This is a genomic window from Polaromonas sp., assembly GCF_012927455.1.
Classification (GTDB): Bacteria; Pseudomonadota; Gammaproteobacteria; order Burkholderiales; family Burkholderiaceae_C; genus Polaromonas.
In genome coordinates this window covers 92,022-110,124 of the sequence record NZ_JABBPE010000018.1, presented here as the reverse complement: position 1 = coordinate 110,124, position 18,103 = coordinate 92,022, and the positions used below count along the sequence as shown (strand labels likewise).

14 protein-coding genes are annotated in these 18,103 nt (G+C 60.0%); 6 read left to right on the top strand and 8 right to left on the bottom strand.

Annotated features, from left to right (window positions below):
- Window positions 1-2 precede the first annotated feature (2 nt).
- The 3 genes from HHJ18_RS18910 to ilvA all read right to left on the bottom strand — a co-directional run bounded on the left by HHJ18_RS18910 (window position 3) and on the right by ilvA (window position 3,953).
- Window positions 3-845, bottom strand: a complete 843-nt coding sequence (locus HHJ18_RS18910; RefSeq protein ID WP_296917751.1) for an adenosylcobinamide-GDP ribazoletransferase — start codon at window positions 843-845, stop codon at window positions 3-5.
- 87 nt (window positions 846-932) lie between these two features.
- A complete protein-coding gene (gene cobT / locus HHJ18_RS18905; RefSeq protein WP_296917856.1) occupies window positions 933-1,982 on the bottom strand; it encodes a nicotinate-nucleotide--dimethylbenzimidazole phosphoribosyltransferase in 1,050 nt (349 codons plus the stop codon).
- Window positions 1,983-2,306: 324 nt separating this feature from the next.
- Window positions 2,307-3,953 (bottom strand): threonine ammonia-lyase, biosynthetic, encoded by a 1,647-nt coding sequence (gene ilvA / locus HHJ18_RS18900; protein WP_296917749.1) that lies wholly within the window; start codon window positions 3,951-3,953, stop codon window positions 2,307-2,309.
- Window positions 3,954-4,221: 268 nt separating this feature from the next.
- Here ilvA and HHJ18_RS18895 point away from each other — a divergent pair, with 268 nt between their 5' ends.
- On the top strand, window positions 4,222-4,680 hold the full coding sequence (locus HHJ18_RS18895) for an OsmC family protein (RefSeq protein ID WP_296917746.1): 459 nt from the start codon (window positions 4,222-4,224) through the stop codon (window positions 4,678-4,680).
- Window positions 4,681-4,803: 123 nt separating this feature from the next.
- Here HHJ18_RS18895 and coq7 read toward each other — a convergent pair whose 3' ends face one another.
- The gene (gene coq7 / locus HHJ18_RS18890; RefSeq protein WP_296917744.1) at window positions 4,804-5,433 is read right to left on the bottom strand and encodes a 2-polyprenyl-3-methyl-6-methoxy-1,4-benzoquinone monooxygenase; all 630 of its coding nucleotides are present in this window, start codon (window positions 5,431-5,433) and stop codon (window positions 4,804-4,806) included.
- Between the two features lie 244 nt (window positions 5,434-5,677).
- Entirely contained in the window at window positions 5,678-6,919 is a 1,242-nt protein-coding gene (locus HHJ18_RS18885; RefSeq protein ID WP_296917743.1) for a porin, read from the bottom strand.
- 648 nt (window positions 6,920-7,567) lie between these two features.
- Here HHJ18_RS18885 and HHJ18_RS18880 point away from each other — a divergent pair.
- The 3 genes from HHJ18_RS18880 to HHJ18_RS18870 all read left to right on the top strand — a co-directional run bounded on the left by HHJ18_RS18880 (window position 7,568) and on the right by HHJ18_RS18870 (window position 11,874).
- Complete coding sequence (locus tag HHJ18_RS18880; RefSeq protein WP_296917741.1) at window positions 7,568-8,641, top strand: porin; 1,074 nt, start codon at window positions 7,568-7,570, stop codon at window positions 8,639-8,641.
- Window positions 8,642-9,020: 379 nt separating this feature from the next.
- Window positions 9,021-10,196, top strand: a complete 1,176-nt coding sequence (locus HHJ18_RS18875) for a porin (protein WP_296917739.1) — start codon at window positions 9,021-9,023, stop codon at window positions 10,194-10,196.
- Window positions 10,197-10,638: 442 nt separating this feature from the next.
- Window positions 10,639-11,874, top strand: a complete 1,236-nt coding sequence (locus HHJ18_RS18870; protein WP_296917854.1) for a M20 aminoacylase family protein — start codon at window positions 10,639-10,641, stop codon at window positions 11,872-11,874.
- 149 nt (window positions 11,875-12,023) lie between these two features.
- Here HHJ18_RS18870 and HHJ18_RS18865 read toward each other — a convergent pair whose 3' ends face one another.
- The gene (locus tag HHJ18_RS18865) at window positions 12,024-12,869 is read right to left on the bottom strand and encodes an SIS domain-containing protein (protein WP_296917852.1); all 846 of its coding nucleotides are present in this window, start codon (window positions 12,867-12,869) and stop codon (window positions 12,024-12,026) included.
- Window positions 12,870-13,127: 258 nt separating this feature from the next.
- On the bottom strand, window positions 13,128-14,603 hold the full coding sequence (gene zwf / locus HHJ18_RS18860; protein ID WP_296917737.1) for a glucose-6-phosphate dehydrogenase: 1,476 nt from the start codon (window positions 14,601-14,603) through the stop codon (window positions 13,128-13,130).
- 164 nt (window positions 14,604-14,767) lie between these two features.
- Here zwf and tal point away from each other — a divergent pair, with 164 nt between their 5' ends.
- Entirely contained in the window at window positions 14,768-15,715 is a 948-nt protein-coding gene (gene tal / locus HHJ18_RS18855) for a transaldolase (RefSeq protein WP_296917735.1), read from the top strand.
- Between the two features lie 17 nt (window positions 15,716-15,732).
- Entirely contained in the window at window positions 15,733-17,319 is a 1,587-nt protein-coding gene (gene pgi, locus HHJ18_RS18850) for a glucose-6-phosphate isomerase (RefSeq protein ID WP_296917733.1), read from the top strand.
- 90 nt (window positions 17,320-17,409) lie between these two features.
- Here pgi and HHJ18_RS18845 read toward each other — a convergent pair whose 3' ends face one another.
- Entirely contained in the window at window positions 17,410-18,090 is a 681-nt protein-coding gene (locus tag HHJ18_RS18845) for an OmpW family outer membrane protein (RefSeq protein ID WP_296917731.1), read from the bottom strand.
- Between the last annotated feature and the right edge of the window lie 13 nt (window positions 18,091-18,103).

Sequence of the window (18,103 nt, the reverse complement as noted above, 5' to 3'; positions counted from 1 at the left end):
TGTCAAATGTTTACCGTCACGGCCAGGCCCAGGTAGAAAGCGATTTCGCAGACCTGCTGCGTAGCGCCCAGGCAGTCGCCCGTGAAGCCCTGTAAACGGCGCTTGAAAAGCCGCGCCATCCACAGCAGTGCGAGCCCGGCAAAGCTGCACGCCACTAGTAAATTAATAGCATCTAGCGCAAGTGCGGCAAGAGCTAGTGCCGCAAAACACCATACAAAAGCGATCAGCAGGCTGCCGCGGCTGATCCGGTCGGCCAGCGGTTTGGATTTGGACGATGCGGTGTCGCCCACATGCGGCAGCAGGCGAATCACAATTAGCGGCAGGAAGCGCGACACGACATGGGCGCTCCAGATCGCGGCGCAGACAAAGCTGCTGCGAAAAAGCACTTCTTCGCCGTCGGCAGGGACGTTTTCGACAGAGCCGAGCAACGCTAGCAGCGCCACTTTGCCCAATAGCGCCAGCACCAGCGCCATTGCGCCAAACGCGCCTACGCGCGAGTCCTTCATGATCTCCAGCGCACGCTCGCGCTCATAGCTGCCGCCCAGGCCATCGGCCACATCGGCCAGGCCGTCCTCATGAAAGCCGCCCGTCAGCAACACCGTGGCCACGGTGGAGAGCACGGCCGCCAGCAGCGGCGCAAAGGCCGAGTCAGGCAGCACTGCCAGCAATAACGCGAACAGCGCCGCCGCCAGCGCGCCCACCAGCACGCCAATGCCCGGAAAGTGCGCGGCGCTGGCACGCAGCAGTTCGGGGCTGTAGCCGACCCAATCGGCCAGCCGACCGGTGATCGGAATGCGCGTGAAAAACTGCACGGCGAGCAGGTATTCGCGGATCAGTTGAATCATCGGTTTTAGAGGCCGTTTAGGGCTGTAGCCCAGGTGTGGTGTGCGTTAGCAGCTATTAAAAAAGAAGCAATTATCGGGCACGCCTCATTATTTTTCACTCACGCCCGCCGACTCAAAACTCGCCATCTCGTTGAGGAAGTTGGCGGCCGACTGCAGCAGCGGCCAGGCCAGCAGCGCGCCGGTGCCTTCGCCGAGTCGCAGCTCAAGCGCCAACAGCGGCCTGGCCTGCAGGTGCGCCAGCAGCACGCGGTGGCCGATTTCGGCAGAGCGGTGGCAAAACACCATGTAATCCTGTACCGCCGGCACCAGCGCCTGCGCCAGCAGCGCGGCGACGCCGGCAATAAAGCCGTCGACCAGGACGACGCGGCGCTCGCTCGCCGCCTGCAGCATGGCCCCCGCCATCATGGCAATTTCAAAACCGCCCAGGGCAGCGAGTTCGCCCACGACATCGAGCGGCTCGGTGGCCGGGTGGCGCGTCAGCGCGCGCGTCAGAACGCCCCGCTTGTGCAGCAATTGCGCGTCATCGAGGCCAGTGCCTCGTCCGGTCGTCTCCTCTATGCTGGCGCCCGTCAGCCGGGCCAGCAGCAGCGCTGCGGCCGAGGTGTTGGCAATGCCCATCTCGCCAAAGGCCACCACATTGCCGGGCAAGCCTTGCACCACCTGCATGCCGGCCGTGAGCGCCGCCTGCGCCTCAAGCCGCGACATGGCGGGCTCGCGGCACAGGTTTTTCGTTCCCGGCGCGATCTTGCGCTGCAGCAGTTGCGGGTGCGCGGGCAGCTCAGCGGCCACTCCAGCGTCGACCACCTGCAGCGCAAAGCCGTGCTGGCGCGCGAACACATTGATGGCCGCGCCGCCGGCCAGCATATTGCCGACCATCTGCACGGTCACGGCTTGCGGGTAGGCTGAAACGCCCTCGGCGGCAATGCCGTGGTCGGCGGCAAACACCACCATCTGCGGATCGCACAGCGAGACGCTCTCCTGGCGCTGGATCAGCCCCAGCTGCAGTGCCAAGGCTTCGAGCAGGCCGAGCGCGCCCAGCGGCTTGGTCTTGTGGTCTATCTTGTGGCGCAGCCGGGTTTGCAGCCAGGCGTCGGCGGTGGGTTCAATCGGGGGCAGGTTAAGGGTTTGGCTTTGCAGAGCGGAGTCGTTCATCGGTAATTTCCTTGAGGCAGGAGGGACAAAAACACGAGGCCGCGCTGTTGTCGGGTTGAAGCGGGGGAGGCTGGGAAGAGGAGGTGGCAGGGACCGGCATCACCTGAGGCAACTGCACGCACCAGCATTCGGCATCCCCGGCAGATGTGCCAGCCCCCATGCTTGTCGCTTCGCGTACTGCGCTGCCCGCCGAGGGGACTGTGCTTGCTTGGGGTGGCCCGGCGCGGCGCACCATGGCACAACGCAGCCCGGCACCGCAGCGCGGGCAGACAGATGTGTTGGGCGATTTGGGGCCTGATGCAGTCATGTTCAACGCTGCAAAAACAGCCGATAAACCGGGTTGTCGGTCTCTTCGACGTGGGGGTAGCCCAGCGTGTCCAGAAAGGCTTTGAAAACCTTGTTGTCGGCCTTGGGCACCTGCAGTCCGACCAGAATGCGGCCGTAGTCGGCGCCCTGGTTGCGGTAGTGGAACAGCGAAATGTTCCAGCCCGGGCGCATCAGGCTGAGAAACTTCATCAGTGCGCCGGGACGCTCGGGAAAGACGAAGCGCAGCAGGCGCTCGCCGCCGGACAGCGCGCTGTGTCCGCCCACCATGTGCCGGATGTGCTCCTTGGCCAGCTCGTCGTGCGTCAGGTCCAGCGCCTGAAAACCGTGGCGCGTGAATTGGGCGGCAATCTTGCTGCTCTCGCCTTTGGCCGATGTCGTCAGGCCGACGAACACATGCGCCATGGCGTCGTCGTTGATGCGGTAGTTGAACTCGGTGACGCTGCGCGGGGCGCCGGGCAGGGCGCCTATCAGCTCGCAAAAACGCTTGAAGCTGCCGCGCTCTTCGGGAATGGTCACGGCAAACAGCGCCTCGCGCTCCTCACCAACTTCGGCCCGCTCGGCCACAAAGCGCAGGCGGTCGAAGTTCATGTTGGCGCCGCACAAAATGGCGGCATAGGTTTCGCCCTTGGTCTTGTGCGTGGCGACATATTGCTTGATGGCGGCAACTGCCAGCGCCCCTGCCGGCTCGACAATGCTGCGCGTGTCTACAAACACATCCTTGATGGCGGCGCAGACCGCGTCGGTATCGACGGTGATGTAGTCATCGACCAGTTCCCGGCTGATGCGAAAGGTTTCCTCGCCCACCAGCTTGACCGCCGTGCCGTCCGAAAACAGGCCCACGTCGCTCAGGGTCACGCGCTTTTTCGCGTGCACCGACTGCATCATCGCGTCGGAGTCGTTCATCTGCACGCCGATGACCTTGATCTCGGGGCGCACTGCCTTGATGTAGTTGGCTACGCCGGCAATCAGCCCACCGCCGCCTATAGCGACAAACACCGCGTCGAGCTTCTGCGAACCCAGGGTTTGCAGCTGCCGCAGGATTTCCATGGCAATCGTGCCTTGGCCGGCAATCACGTCCGGGTCGTCAAACGGATGGACAAAAGTCAGGCCTTGCTTTTTCTGCAGCGCGATGGCGTGCGCATGGGCATCCGAGTAGCTGTCGCCGTGCAGCACCACCTCGCCGCCCCAGCCTTTGACCGCGTCAATCTTGAGTTGCGGCGTGGTGGTCGGCATGACGATGACGGCGCGGCTGCCGAGCTTTTGCGCGCTCAGTGCAACGCCTTGCGCATGGTTGCCGGCCGAAGCGCAAATAACGCCTTTTTTAAGCTGCGCCGGACTCAGGTGCGCCATCTTGTTGTAGGCGCCGCGCAGCTTGAAGCTGAATACTGGCTGCTGGTCTTCGCGCTTGAGCAGCACGGTGTTGTTCAGGCGCTGGCTCAGGTTTTTGGCCGGCTCCAGGGCGGATTCCACCGCCACGTCATAGACCCGCGCCGTAAGGATTTTTTTCAGGTAGTCGGCGGGCTTGAGCACCTTGGCCGAAGACTTTCCAGGCGATTTTGCGGAAGATTTGACTACAGATTTGGGGCTGGAGAGCGCGGGGCGGGCAATGGGTTTGGTATGGGCTGGCATGTTTTTCTCTTAGCCTTCCATCATAGTGGGCAGGAAATCGGCAAGAAAAAAAAGGCCCAGACCTTGCGGTCTGGGCCTGTTAAATCCACCCTTTGAGGAGGTGGAGGAGACAACCAGTGCAAAAATACGAAAAGTCCCCTGGAACAGAATCGTATTAATGCGATGATTTCAGTATACCGAGTGATGTTGCGCTGCACAATATTTTGTGGTGCGGAATTCACGGTTTTCCGGTTTTAGTTATGAATGTTTGGCATAAGGAATGGCGTTTATGGAATGCACAGTAAGTTGGACAGGTAGCACCGAGGCCAGCGGGTCGCGCTCCGGCATGACGTTTCTGGCAGAAACCGGCAGCGGCCACACCCTGGTGATGGACGGCGCGCCGGATGCTGACAAGCCAGAAAACGGCGGCGCCAATCTGGCGCCGCGTCCCATGGAGACCGTGCTGGCCGGCACCGGCGGCTGCACTGCTTACGACGTGGTACTTATCCTCAAACGCGGCCGCCACGACGTGCGGGGCTGCTCGGTCAAGCTCAGCGCTGAAAGGGCGCAGACAGATCCCAAGGTGTTCACCAGCATCCACATGCATTTTGTCGTGACGGGGTGCGGCCTGGCCGCCAGCGCGGTGGAACGCGCGATTGCCATGAGCCACGACAAGTATTGCTCGGCCACCATCATGCTGGGCAAAACGGCAGAGATTACGACCAGTTTTGAACTACGCGAAGGCTGAACGCTGGGAATGCGTCAGTTGCCTAGAAGCTTGCCGAGTCTCCGTTTATTTTTCGACATTTGAACAAATAATGGCTGCAGCCAAATATCCACGGGCGCAATCTGCTATGAAAGTAATAGCATGTTAAACCCGATGCGCCACTGTCGTCATGACCTTGGCCGCCGAGCGCATAAGCAGTCTGACCGGTAGCGGCAACTGCTGCGCGCCGGCATCTTCGGCATGTCGTGCATGCTGCCCTTCGTCGTCCTTCATTTGCGCCACGATGGCGCGCGACTCGTGATCGCCCTCGGGCAGGCGCTCCAGATGGCTCGCCAGATGGGCCTCCACTTGGCGTTCTGTCTCCAGTACAAAGCCCAGGCTCAGGGGGTCGCCGAGCCGGCTTGCCAGCAGACCCAGGCCAAAGGCGCCCGCATACCACAGCGGGTTGAGCAGTGAGGGGCGGGCGCCCAGCTCGTTCAGGCGGTCTTGCGTCCAGGCCAGGTGGTCGCCTTCTTCGCGGCTGGCTTTCAGGAACTGCTCGCGCAGCACCGGGTCGCGCGTGCCTAGCGCCTGCGCGGCGTACAACGCCTGCGCGCAGACCTCGCCCACATGGTTAACGCGCATCAGCGCGCCCGATTTGGCCTTGTCCTCCGCGCTCAACTCGCTGCTCCGGTCGGCCACCGTAGGGCAAAGGCGGGAAGCACGGGGTTTGGCAAACAGGGTGCGCAATGCACCATCTGCGGCGTTCAGTGCGGAGTCAATGGAAGGTGTCATTGGAGGCTCTTTCAAGTGATGGTGTTTGGACGGAGTGAAATCAATATCGTCAGTAGTGCGCGCCCGGGAAAAAGTGATGTTTTTATATTTTCTCTCTTAGGCAATTTATGCACCCAATGTCCCGGAAAAAAACTTGTCGCCATGGTAACGCCAGCTCGGAGAAGAAAAAAAAGGCAAAAAAAAGCCCCCAAAAAAGGGGGCATTGAAATGCGGCGATAGCTTGCCGCAAGACCGCAAACTGCAATTAAAAGGCGTGGCGAATACCGAAAGCCACGTTGGTGGAATCCGTGCCTGCAGTAGACGTCACGCCGCCCAAAAAGCCGTTGCCGCCCGGAGCAATCTGACCTGCGCCTTTGTTGTTGAAGCGCGTCAGCACGGCGTTCAGGTTGGTGCGTTTGGACAAAGCGTAGGTGTAAGTCACGCCGTAAGAGTCGGTGTCGGCGTTGACGGCCCGCTTGTCATCAAGCCGGTTGAAGGCGGTGACGATGGTGTGAACACCGCTGGTGAGCCGGTAACCGATGTGCATCAGCTTGGCGTCTTGCCTGAAGGCTATGTTGTAAGCATTTTGAAATACCGGACCGGCTGTGACAAAAAACGGCGACAGGCCGGACGGGTTTTCATCTTTAATCGTAGCGTACATGCCGTACAACGCGCCTGGGCCGACGTTCACGCTTGCACCTAAAACGTTGTTTGTCAAAGATTTTTGGCCGAACTCATTTTTCTTCTCGTTGTGACCAAAACCGACGGAGAAGCCATCGGCTTTGTATATCGCCATGGCACCGAGGAAGCGGCTTGCGGAACTGCCGGCGATTTCGCCCGCGCCATACATCAAGGTAGCGGTGACACCGCCGGTCTGAATACCGTATTGCAGGGTGTTGCTCAGACGAATGTCAAACGCAGCAGGCAGGCTGGCAACCTGCCCGGCGGCCAGGCTGGATTGGGTTTGCGAGGCGTCGAACGCAGCCGAAACCAGATAGCCGGGCGTATATTGGCGGCCCAATGTGAATGCGCCGATCGGTGTCACCAATCCGGCATATGCCTGGCGGTCAAAAAGATTGCCCGCCAGATTGACGCCAAAAGCATTGGTGCCGATCGCGTTGTTGATGGCTGCAATGGTCCCGAGTGCAACCGGCGTCCCCGACAAGCCAACGGGCAAGTTGGCATTGACGGTGCTTGCAACGCGGTCAGGCAATTGGTTTCCCGAATTCGGGCGATTCGTCACCGAGCCGGTATCCAGTTCTAGCCGGTTTTCAAGCGTAAAGATGGCCTTGAAGCCGTTGCCAATGTCTTCAGAGCCGCGCATGCCGAAGCGCGAACCTTCCATGATGCCGCTGGCGATGCCGTTGAAAGAGCCATTTTTTAAGCCGCTGACGTGGTTGTAACCACCATCAAGAATGCCGTACAGCGTTACGGTGCTTTGTGCCATTGCGGCCGAAGTAGACAGAAGCGCCGTGATCGCAGTTGCAACAAGAGTCAGTTTTTTCATGGAATCTCCAAAGTGAATTAAAAATGTCGCAGCAGCCTTGATAAAAACAGGGCTTTTCGATTGCTGGAGGTTAATGATCATGCAACCAACCGTAAAGATAGGGATACCCGTGGTGTATCGCTTGCGCGACAAGAAGAAAGCCGATATCGGCGAAAACCAAGCTTTTAGGACGCATATTTCGAATGTGTTGCGTCATTTACCCTGATGTGCGCTCGTAAGTTTGTATCGCTTACCAATCCAGGCCCGCTCTCCATTCTGAAAATATGTTGTGTTAACGCGACAAATACCTGATGGGATGGCCCGCGCCGTGCGGGAAACACGAATTTATGGCGCCCCGCTGCGTTCGGCCTGAGTTTTAACTTCACTGAATGCCTGCGATGCAACACATCGCGGGGCTATCACCAAAAAGATGCATGGACCTGGTTTTGCACCCTTTTGGGTCGGTCGCAAGGTCTGATGTACCGCGGCGAAATGACGCGCTTCAAGGGGTGTTGTCGGCAGCCAACACAAGTGGCACATAAATTGCGCAATAGCCAAAAGGCGTTGCTTGGAATGTGGCTGTATTGTTAAATTCCATTAGGGGTTACCCGAAAGACCTCAAGCAATAGTTCTGACCTGTCTTTGTTTTTCACCTTTTGGAGATTTTTAATGAAAAAAAGTTTGATCGCTTTGGCTGTGCTCGCCGCTTCCGGCGTTGCATCAGCGCAGTCCACCGTGACCCTGTATGGTTTGCTTGACGGCTACCTTGGCAGCGTCAAGGACAAGACCACGGTTAACGGTGTTTCCACGTCCTTGCGTCAGACTGTGATTAACAGCGGTGGTTTTAACACCAGCCGTTTCGGCCTGAAGGGTTCCGAGGATCTGGGCGGCGGCTTGAAAGCCAATTTCCTGCTGGAATCCGGCTTTGACATCTCCACTGGTGCTGCCAACAATTACGTGAATCCCTACACCGGCGCAAGCTCAACGGCCGTATTTGGTCGCCAATCGTGGGCGGGTGTTTCAGGTGGTTTTGGTGAGATCAAGCTCGGCAAAATGTGGACGCCTTTTGACGATGTCAAAGGTTCGGGCGCCGCAGCATTTGACGCGAATATCTTTGCACCAGCCAACAACGTTTGGCTCAGCAACAACTACCAGGATCGTCCAGGCAATGCGATTTATTACGCGACCCCAGACTTCAGCGGTTTCAGCGCCGCCGCCATGTACAGCCTCGGCGAAAACAAGACGGCGGCCGCAAGCGCCGGCAAGATCGCCAGCGTGAATGTTAAATATGCAGCTGGCCCAGCCTTTGTCGCCCTGTCGCATCAAGAAGAAAAAGCAACTGGCACCGGGTCTGCCACCAAATTTACCCAGTTGAACGGCTCGTGGGATTTCGGCGTTGCGAAATTGCTCGGTGCCTACGGACAGGTTAAGAACGGCTCAACGACGCTTTTTGCAACCGCTCCCGCAACCTTCCTGGCAGTTGACAAGTCCAAAGAGTATCAGCTTGGCGTAGACGTGCCAGTCGGCGCGGCCTTAACTCTGTCTGGCGGAGTTGCACGTTCCAAAATTACGTTGGCAGCCGCTGGTGGTGAAATTAAAGCCACTGGTTTTGGTCTGGCCGCGAAATACGACGTGTCCAAGCGCACCTTTCTGTACACCGGCCTGCAGTTGTCCAAGAACAAGTTTGCCAGTAGCGAAGTCAAGACCGACACCTACGCAGTGGGCGTCCAGCACAAGTTCTGATTCGGATCTGGTTTGAAGCCAGAGACAGGATAGTCAGACAAAGCCGCTTTCAGGGAAACCTGAGGCGGCATTTTTGTGTTCAGGACTCGCTACTCTCGGAAAAATGTGACAAAAGGCTTGACCTACGACGGCTCTGCGCCAAGCCTCCCCCGAACTTGTTTCTTTAGCACCCGACGGCTCATCTGTGGCTTGCTTGCAACGTAAGAGCGCCTTTTTAGGGGCTTTGGGGTACATTTCTTTGCGAATCGGAGCCCAGTCTGGTGCAATAGATACAACTTCCCGAAAGGGGGTTGGCCCGGGTCTCTGGGGGAGCTGCAAGGTGAAAGCCTGAAACAGTCCCCGTTCCGGAGCCCTATGTTTAACCTTGGAGAAATTTTCAATGAAAAAGACCCTTATCGCTCTGGCCGCACTCGGTGCAATGGCTGGTGCTCACGCCCAATCCACCGTCACCCTGTACGGTTTGCTCGACGGTAATATCCAGAGCTTCAAAACCAACATTCTGGTTCCTGCCTCGGCTACTGTTCCAGGTAGCGTCGCCACTATCCAATCCGCACGCCAGACCAGAATTGAGTCCGGTGGCCTGAATGGTTCCCGTTGGGGCCTGCGCGTCAGCGAAGATATCGGTGGCGGTATGGCTATCGTTGGTAACCTCGAAAGCGGTTTGAACCTTGACACCGGTGCTTCCGGCCAAGGCGGTCTGTTGTTTGGCCGTCGCGCTAACGCCGGTATTTCCAGCAGCAGCTTCGGTACCCTGGTAATTGGTCGCAATTCCAGCTCTTATGACGACGTGTCGGCTGACCACGCCATGATGGGTGCTACGATTTTCGATCCGTCGAACACCAACAACGGCAACAGCACAACTAACGCGGCTGCTATCAGCGCAGCTGGTGGCCTGACGACCTCTCCTGCTGGCGCAGTTGCTTTTCTGAATCGCAACACGGCTTGGGTCGGCTTCAACACCCGCTTCAACAACAGCGTCAAGTACACCACCCCTAACTTCAGCGGTTTCAGCGCTTCGGGCATGTACGCTTTCGGCGAAGACAAGGTTCCTGGTGTCAAGGCCAGCGAGTCCGTGTCGGCTAACCTGAAGTACGCCAACGGCCCTATCCTGGTGTCCGGCGGTTACCAGTCCGAAGCTCTCGCTCGCACCGCTACGACCAAGCCTGCCCTTGAAAACGTTCTGCTGAACGCTGCCTATGATTTCGGAGTGGCCAAAGTCGGCGCCGGTTTCAACCGTGCCAAGTACAAAGACGTGGTGGCTCCAGCTTCCCTGGGCGGCGGCAACATCGCTTCACAAAACGAAATCAGCTTGAGCGTTGCAGTGCCTTTGGGCGCTACCACCCTGAGCGCTGGCGTTGCTCGCTCCAAAGGCGACACGCTCGGCAAGAGCACCGGCTTCGGTGTCCAGGCTCTGTACTCTTTGAGCAAGCGTTCGACCCTGTACGCAGGCGCACAGACCACCAAAGGCTACGACAAGCTGATCGCTTCTCTGCCTGCAGGCAGCAACGTCGACAAGATCACCACCTACGGTGTTGGCCTTCGCCACACGTTCTGATCTGAAGCTGGCTTGACGCCAGTTTGAGACAAGAATCGAAAGCCGTTTCGGGGTAACCCGGAGCGGCTTTTTTTTATGACAAAAGCTAAAGGTTCAGGAACAGGCCAAGATGGCTTACGCCCCCCCCGCAGGCGAACACCGTCAAACTACTTTAATGCCATGACGCACAGACTTCCTTCGAGTTCGCCGAGCCTGCTACGAAATTTGTTGGCTTTGGGTCTGCTAAGCGCCTGTGTCAGCGTTGCACCGCTGTTGCGCAAACCCTGATGCTTACTGCGACAAGCATTCAAGAATAGTATTTACGTCGCGTTCTCAACGTTTGCTAAATCAGGATCTAACCGACATGCGCGCTCCGGCTACTTTAGACACCACAGCGTTGACTGATCCATTAAACGTTGCGTCTGATGCCGCAGCGGCGACGTCCACCGCGCGCGGAGGACAGCTGCGCGCCAGTGGCCGCGCCTTTGCACAGATTGCGCAATTCCATCCGGAACTGACGGCGTTCCGCCGCGATCTGCACGCGCATCCCGAACTGGGTTTTGAAGAGGTTTACACCTCCAGCCGGGTCGCGCACGCGCTCAAGCTCTGCGGTGTGGATGAAGTGCATACCGGCATCGGCAAAACCGGCGTGGTCGCCGTTATCAGGGGCCAGCCGACAGCTGCCGCAGTTCGTCCCATGGTGGGCCTGCGCGCCGACATGGATGCGCTGCCCATGACCGAGCACAATGAGTTTGGCTGGAAGTCGGGCAAGCCCGGGCTGATGCACGGTTGCGGCCATGATGGCCACACCACCATGCTGGTAGGCGCTGCCCGCTACCTGGCCGAGACGCGCCGCTTTGCCGGCGATGTGGTGCTGGTGTTCCAGCCGGCAGAAGAGGGGCGTGGCGGCGCGCACGCCATGATCCAGGACGGGCTGTTCGAACGCTTCCCGGTGCAGTCGATTTACGCCATGCACAACTGGCCCGCCATGCGGCCCGGCACCATAGGCATCAATCCCGGGCCGATGATGGCGGCCGCTGACCGAATCACGATAGAGATCACCGGCAAGGGTGGCCACGGCGCGCATGCTTACCTGGCGGTCGATCCGGTGCTGGTGGCCGCGCACCTCATCACGGCGCTGCAAAGCATCGTTTCGCGCAACGTCAGGGCCATGGACAACGCCGTGATCAGCGTCTGCGCGATGCAGGCGGGCGACCTGGGCGCCATGAGCGTGATTCCCGGCTCGGCGACGCTGGTCGGCACCGTGCGAACCTTCAAGCCCGAGGTGCAAAGCCTGGTGGAGCGTCGCTTGACGGAGCTGTGCAGCGCGGTGGCGCAAGGCTTTGGCGCGAGCGCCACGGTGAAATACGAGCGCATTTACCCGGCCACCATCAATTCACCGGCCGAGTACACGCTGGCAACGGCAGTCGCCGATCAGCTGGTGGGCGCGGAAAACGTGGTGCGCAACCTGCAACCCAGCATGGGCTCGGAAGATTTTTCGTTCATGCTGCAGCTCAAGCCAGGCGCTTACCTGCGCCTGGGCCAGGGTGAACAGTTGCCCGACGGCCAAGGCGGCACGGTGGGCGGCGTGGGCAGTTATTTTCTGCACCACAGCTGCTACGACTTCAACGACAGCGTGCTGCCACTGGGCGCCGCGCTGCTGTCCGGGATTGCGGAACGCGCGCTGCCGCAGGTCTGAGACAAACCATGTTGCTATTAATTTAATAGCTGCTTGCGCCCGTTCATATTGGGCTAGAGGCATTATTTATTGTTAAACGACGGGCCGGAACGCAGGTTCTCCGGGCTTGGCCACGCGGCATCCGACAGCGGCGATCAAGTCGCTGCCGCTTAGGTGTAGCGCTTGTTGCGCAGGTTGTTTTTCATTTCCTGCAGCAGCGGCTGCAGCTTGGCGCCGATGCGCAGCGCCAGGCAGGTGGCCAGAATATCTATGACCATCAGGTGCAGCAGGCGCGACACCATGGGGCTGTAGCGGTCATAGCCCTCGGGGTGGTCAGCCGCCAGGTGGATGTGCCCGGCGGTGGCCAGCGGTGAGCCGGTGGCCGTGATGACGATGATGGTGGCGCCGTTTTTGCGGGCGATGCCGGCGGCGTCCATCAGGTCGCGCGTGCGGCCCGAGTTGGAAATCACCACCAGGCAGTCGCCCGGCCCGAGCAGCGAGGCGCTCATGACCTGCATGTGGCCGTCGCTGTAGGCAATGCTGGTGATGCCCAGCCTGAAGAATTTGTGCTGCGCGTCTTGCGCCACGATGCCGGAATTGCCGACGCCGAAAAACTCGATGCGCTTGCCGCTGTGGTAGGTCGCCAGCAGCGCCTGCGTGGCTTTCTCGAAGGCCAGCGCGCTGGCGTCATTGCGGTACTTCAAAAACGCTGCCACGGTGTTGTCGATGACCTTGACCAGCACGTCGCTGGTCTTGTCATCGGCATCCACGCTGCGATGAATAAAGGGCACGCCCTCGCGCACGCTGCCCACCAGCTTGAGCTTGAAGTCCGACAGGCCGTCGTAGCCGACGCTGCGGCAAAACCGCACCACAGTCGGCTTGCTGACCTGCGCGCGGCTGGCCAGCTCGGTGATCGGCAGGCTGGCAAAGGCGCGCGGGTCGGCCAGCACCAGGCGGGCCACGCGTTGCTCTGCCGGGGCCAGTGAAGGCAGGGAGGCTTTTATACGGTCAAGCACTGGAATCGCCCCCACGGTGAAGTAAATTGCCCCCACGGTCGTTCGCTTCGCGTAACTCCCTGCCCCCCGAGGGGGCCACTGCGCCTGCGGTCTGGCAAAGCCAGTCCCGCGGCCCCAACTTGGAAAGACGACAACTGCTTGACGACCGGAACAGGGATTCATTCAAACCGGGGCCGTGGAACCGGCTCTGTCGGGCAAGGCCTCGCGCATTGCGCGTTGTGACAAGCGTGGGGGTCAAATGTTTGGTCAAGCTTTTGGTCAAGACTCTTCGCTCCAGCAGTAGCCGTCCCGCGCAATCATCGCGCTGGCAGCACTCGGCCCCCAGGTGCCTGCGTTGTAGGGACGCGGCCCTTTGGCTTGGTGGTTGTCATTGCTCCAGCCATCGAGAATCGGCTCGACCCAGCGCCAGGCTTCTTCCTGCTCGTCGCTGCGCACAAACAGGTTAAGCCGCCCGGCAATCACATCAAGCAGCAGCCGCTCGTAGGCACCGACGCGCTCGAAGCCAAAGCGCTTGTCAAAATCAAGGTCCAGCTGCACCGGTGCCAGGGTGGGCGTGCCTCTGTCCTGACGTTGGTCAGCGCCCTGTGCCAGCAGGTGCAGTTCCAGGCCGTCACGCGGCTGCAGATCGATTACCAGCCGATTGCCGGCGTTGCAGTCTTGCGGCGATTTGAAAATGGCGTGCGGCGTCGGGCGAAAGTTCACCTCAATGTGCGCGTCACTTTGCGCCAGCCGCTTGCCGGTGCGCAGGTAAAACGGCACGCCGGCCCAGCGCCAGTTGGCAATTTCGGTGCGCAGGGCCACAAAGGTTTCGGTGCGGCTGTCCGGATTCACCCCCGGCTCCTGGCGGTAGCCGGGCACCGCCTCGCCGTCAATCGTGCCGGCCGCGTACTGGCCGCGAATGACGTGCTGGCTCAGGGTTTCAGGCGTCCAGGGCTTGAGCGAGCGCAAGACCTTGAGCTTTTCGTCCCGGATGGCGTCGGCGTGCGCATTGATGGGCGGCTCCATGCCGACGGCGCACAACAGCTGCAGCGCATGGTTTTGTACCATGTCGCGCAGCGCACCGGTGCTGTCGTAAAATTTTCCGCGCTTTTCCACGCCCAGCTCTTCAGCCATGGTGATCTGGATGTTGGCGATGTGCTCGCGCCGCCACAACGGTTCAAACAGCGAATTGCCAAAGCGCAGAGCAAACAGGTTTTGCACCGAGGGCTTGCCCAAGTAGTGGTCGATGCGGAAGATTTGCTGTTCGGTCAGCACGCTGCGCACGGCGGTATTGATGGCTCGGTTCGACGCCAGGTCGTGGCCCAGCGGTTTTTCAAGCACCACGCGGGTTTGCGGGCCATTCAGTCCGGCAACGGCAATTTGTTCGCACACCGTGGTGAAGAGGCCGGGCGCGGTCGCCAGATACATCACCACCACCTCGGCGGGGCGCTGCTGCAAGCGCACTGCCAGCTGCGCATAGTCGGCCGGATTGGACAAGTCCATGCGCAAATAGCCGAGCAGTGCGGCAAAGCGCGAAAACTCTTCTTCGCTGGGGCGCTTGGCCAGTTCGACCTGGTCAAAGCGCGCTTTGATGAGGGCGCGGTACTGGTCGTCAGACAAATCGTCGCGCGCCACGCCGATGATGCGGCCACCCGCCGGCAGCGAGCCATGGCGAAAGGCCTGAAACAGCGCGGGCATGATTTTGCGCCACGCCAGATCGCCGGTGCCGCCAAACAAGATGAGGTCAAAGCTCATGGTGTGCCGTTGTCTTGGTAATAAAGTTTCATATTCTATGGGCATAATGGTAACTAACCTTGGCCCCTGGGATGGCGTGGTTCGTCCACCTGCGGCGCCAACCGTTAAGTTTCCTGCGGGCCATCTTTCGACAAGTCGCGCACTTTTAGCTGAATATTGATGTCATGAACCAACTCGACGCCCTGAAACATTTCACCACCGTCGTCGCCGATAGCGGCGACTTCAGGCAGCTGGCGCAGTTCAAGCCGCAAGACGCCACGACCAACCCTTCGCTGATTTTGAAGGCGGTGCAAAAGGCCGACTACCAGCCGCTGCTCAAGGACACGGTGAGCCGCTTCAAAGGCCTTGCGCTCGACGAGATCATGGACCGGCTGCTGGTGCGTTTTGGCTGTGAGATTTTGTCCATCATTCCGGGCCGGGTCTCGACTGAAGTGGACGCGCGTCTGAGCTTTGATACGGCCGCCACGGTGGCGCGCGGCGAACGCCTGATTGCGCTGTACCAAGCCGAGGGCATTCACCTGGACCGGGTGCTGATCAAGGTGGCCGCGACCTGGGAAGGGATTCAGGCCGCCGCGAAACTGGAGCGGCGCGGCATTCATACCAACCTCACGCTGCTATTCTCGTTTTGCCAGGCGGTGGCCTGCGGTCACGCCAGGGTGCAGCTGATTTCGCCGTTTGTCGGGCGCATTTACGACTGGCACAAGAAGTCGGCCGGCGCGGCGTGGGATGAGGCTGCCCGGGCTGGCGCCCACGACCCCGGCGTGCAGTCGGTGCGCGAGATTTACAGCCACTACAAGCATTTCGGCATTGCCACCGAAATCATGGGCGCGAGCTTTCGCAACGTCGGCCAGATCACCGCGCTGGCGGGCTGTGACCTGCTGACCATTAGCCCCGAGTTGCTGGCCCAGCTGGCGGCGTCGAAGGAGCCACTGGAGCGCGCGTTAGACCCGCGCGCCGCCGCCAAACTGGATTTGCCTGCGGTGAAGTACGACGAAGCCGGTTTCCGCTATGCCTTGAATGAGGACGCCATGGCGACCGAGAAGCTGGCTGAAGGCCTGCGCGCCTTTGCGCTGGACGCGGCCAAGCTTGAGCAACTGGTGCTGGCTGCGTAAATGGGTAAAGTCAGCCCATGAACAGAACGCGTTGCGACCGGACACTGGCTTGGCCCCTGCTGCAAGCCAGCTTCGAATCACTAGGCAAAAATTTCGATCTGCGTGAGGCTTTTGCAGCCGACCCGCAGCGCTTCAGCCGCTTCAGCCAGGACGCACCGCACGTCTTTGCCGACCTCTCGAAGAACCTGATCGACGCCGACACCGAGGCGCTGCTGCTGGAGCTGGCGCGCCAATGCGGGCTGGAACAGCAGCGCGACGCGATGTTCGCGGGGGAGCTGATCAATCGCACCGAGCAGCGTGCCGTGATGCACTTTTTACTACGAAATCCGCCTCTAGCCAAGGAGGGACGGGCGCAAGCAGCTATTAAAAACATAGCAAACGCTTTACCCGAAGTGAATGCCGAAGTGCAGGCCGTACTGGCCGCCATGCTGGCTTACGCCGAGCGGTTGCGCCTTGACGACGGCATCACCGACATAGTCAACATCGGCATTGGCGGCTCAGACCTGGGGCCGCAAATGGCGGTGCTGGCATTGAGCGAATTTGCCACTACGACCAAGCGTTTTCACTTTGTCTCGAATATTGACGGGCAGGAACTGGCCGGCGTGCTGGCCCAACTGAAGCCGCAGAGCACGCTGTTTCTGGTGGCCTCCAAGACCTTCACCACCGCCGAGACCATGACCAATGCACACTCGGCCAAGCGCTGGTTCGAAGCGCAGGGCGGGCAGGACATTGCCAGGCATTTCGCCGCGCTGACGAGCAACGTCGCAGCTGCGAACGACTTTGGCATCACCACCACCTTCGGCTTTTGGGACTGGGTGGGCGGGCGCTACTCGCTGTGGTCGGCCATCGGGCTGCCGATTGCCATCGCCATAGGCGCCAGCGGTTTTCGCACCTTGCTGGCCGGCGCGCACGCCATGGATGAGCACTTTCGCACGACGCCGTTGGCGCACAACCTGCCGGTGCGACTGGGTCTGTTCGATGTTTGGTATCGCAATTTCCACGGCTTTAGCAGCCGCAGCATCGCGCCTTACAGCAGCGCCCTGCGGCGCCTGCCGGCCTATTTGCAGCAGCTGGAAATGGAGAGCAATGGCAAGCGCGTGGACATGGACGGCCAGGCTTTGCCGTATGCCACCGCGCCGGTGCTGTGGGGCGAGCCGGGCACCAACGGCCAGCATGCGTACTTCCAGATGCTGCACCAGGGCACATCAGTTGTTCCGGTCGAGTTTGTCGCGGTCAAAAAGGCTGCGTCTTATCCGCATGATCTGCCGGGGCATCAAGGCAAATTGTTGGCTAACGTGCTGGCGCAGGCGCAAGCGCTGATGAACGGTAAGCCAGATGCGGGCGGTCATCAACACTTTCCGGGCAACCGGCCCAGCACCTTTTTATTGTTGGAGCAACTCACGCCCGCCAGCCTGGGAGCGCTGCTGGCCCTGCAGGAACACCGCGTGTTTGTCAGCGGCGCAATCTGGGGCATCAACAGCTTTGACCAGTGGGGCGTCGAGCTTGGCAAGGTGTTAGCCAAGGATATCGAGTCGCGCCTGGCCAGTGGTGATGAGGCAGGTCTGGATGGATCGACGGCGGGCTTGCTGCAGCGGCTGCGCTGAGAAATACGCTGTATAGACGCCGGAGAACGAAAAAAAGGCCGCAATGAGCGGCATTTTTGTGCTGAATTCAGCGATCAGACGATCAGACGATCAGAACTTGTAGCCGACCTGCAGGGTGTAGCTGTTGGGGTTGAGTCTGACATCAATGGTCTGGCCGGTGGTGAGTGTGGCCCGGGTCTTGAGCAAGGTCTTGGCGTAGCTGGCGTCCAGGAACCATTTTTCGCTGAGGTTGAATACCGCACCGAGCTGGAAGGTAGGCGCGAGTTTCGACTCAAAGGACACGCCTGTCGCAGCGCCGCCCGGATTGGTCAGCGCCGTCAGCAGGGCCGTGCCCTTTTCCTTGTAGAACTTCACGTAAGAAAGACCAGCGCCTAAATAGGGGCGAAACACGGCATTGGCCTCCATGAAGCGGTACTGGGCAATCAGCGTGATCGGCAAGGCCTTGGCATCGATCAGCTTGCCGACGCCCGCAATCGCGCCGGCACCGCTGATTTCGTGCTTGAAGCCCGTTCCCAGGGGCAGGTGCAGGGCAAGGTGGTCGGTGACCATGTAGTTCACGGCACCGGTCAGCTGCGTATTGCTGTTGACGTCAACCTGAGTGTTGGGCAGGGTTCCGTGCAGGGGGATGGACGTGAGGTTGCCGCTGTCGACCAAGGGGGCCATGTGTGTGACGCCGACCGAGGCCGACCAGCTGCCAGCGCTTTGTGCGAAAGCGTTGGCGCCCAGGCTCAGCAAGGCAGCTGCGAGCAGAAGGTTTGTTTGATTTTTCATGGATTGCTTTGTT

Bases quoted from the DNA above. Each gene is read 5' to 3' on its own strand.
- HHJ18_RS18910 (WP_296917751.1), bottom strand. From the start codon at position 845: ATGATTCAACTGATCCGCGAATACCTGCTCGCCGTGCAGTTTTTCACG.
- ilvA (WP_296917749.1), bottom strand. From the start codon at position 3,953: ATGCCAGCCCATACCAAACCCATTGCCCGCCCCGCGCTCTCCAGCCCC.
- HHJ18_RS18895 (WP_296917746.1), top strand. From the start codon at position 4,222: ATGGAATGCACAGTAAGTTGGACAGGTAGCACCGAGGCCAGCGGGTCG.
- coq7 (WP_296917744.1), bottom strand. From the start codon at position 5,433: ATGACACCTTCCATTGACTCCGCACTGAACGCCGCAGATGGTGCATTG.
- HHJ18_RS18885 (WP_296917743.1), bottom strand. From the start codon at position 6,919: ATGAAAAAACTGACTCTTGTTGCAACTGCGATCACGGCGCTTCTGTCT.
- HHJ18_RS18880 (WP_296917741.1), top strand. From the start codon at position 7,568: ATGAAAAAAAGTTTGATCGCTTTGGCTGTGCTCGCCGCTTCCGGCGTT.
- HHJ18_RS18875 (WP_296917739.1), top strand. From the start codon at position 9,021: ATGAAAAAGACCCTTATCGCTCTGGCCGCACTCGGTGCAATGGCTGGT.
- zwf (WP_296917737.1), bottom strand. From the start codon at position 14,603: ATGAGCTTTGACCTCATCTTGTTTGGCGGCACCGGCGATCTGGCGTGG.
- tal (WP_296917735.1), top strand. From the start codon at position 14,768: ATGAACCAACTCGACGCCCTGAAACATTTCACCACCGTCGTCGCCGAT.
- pgi (WP_296917733.1), top strand. From the start codon at position 15,733: ATGAACAGAACGCGTTGCGACCGGACACTGGCTTGGCCCCTGCTGCAA.
- HHJ18_RS18845 (WP_296917731.1), bottom strand. From the start codon at position 18,090: ATGAAAAATCAAACAAACCTTCTGCTCGCAGCTGCCTTGCTGAGCCTG.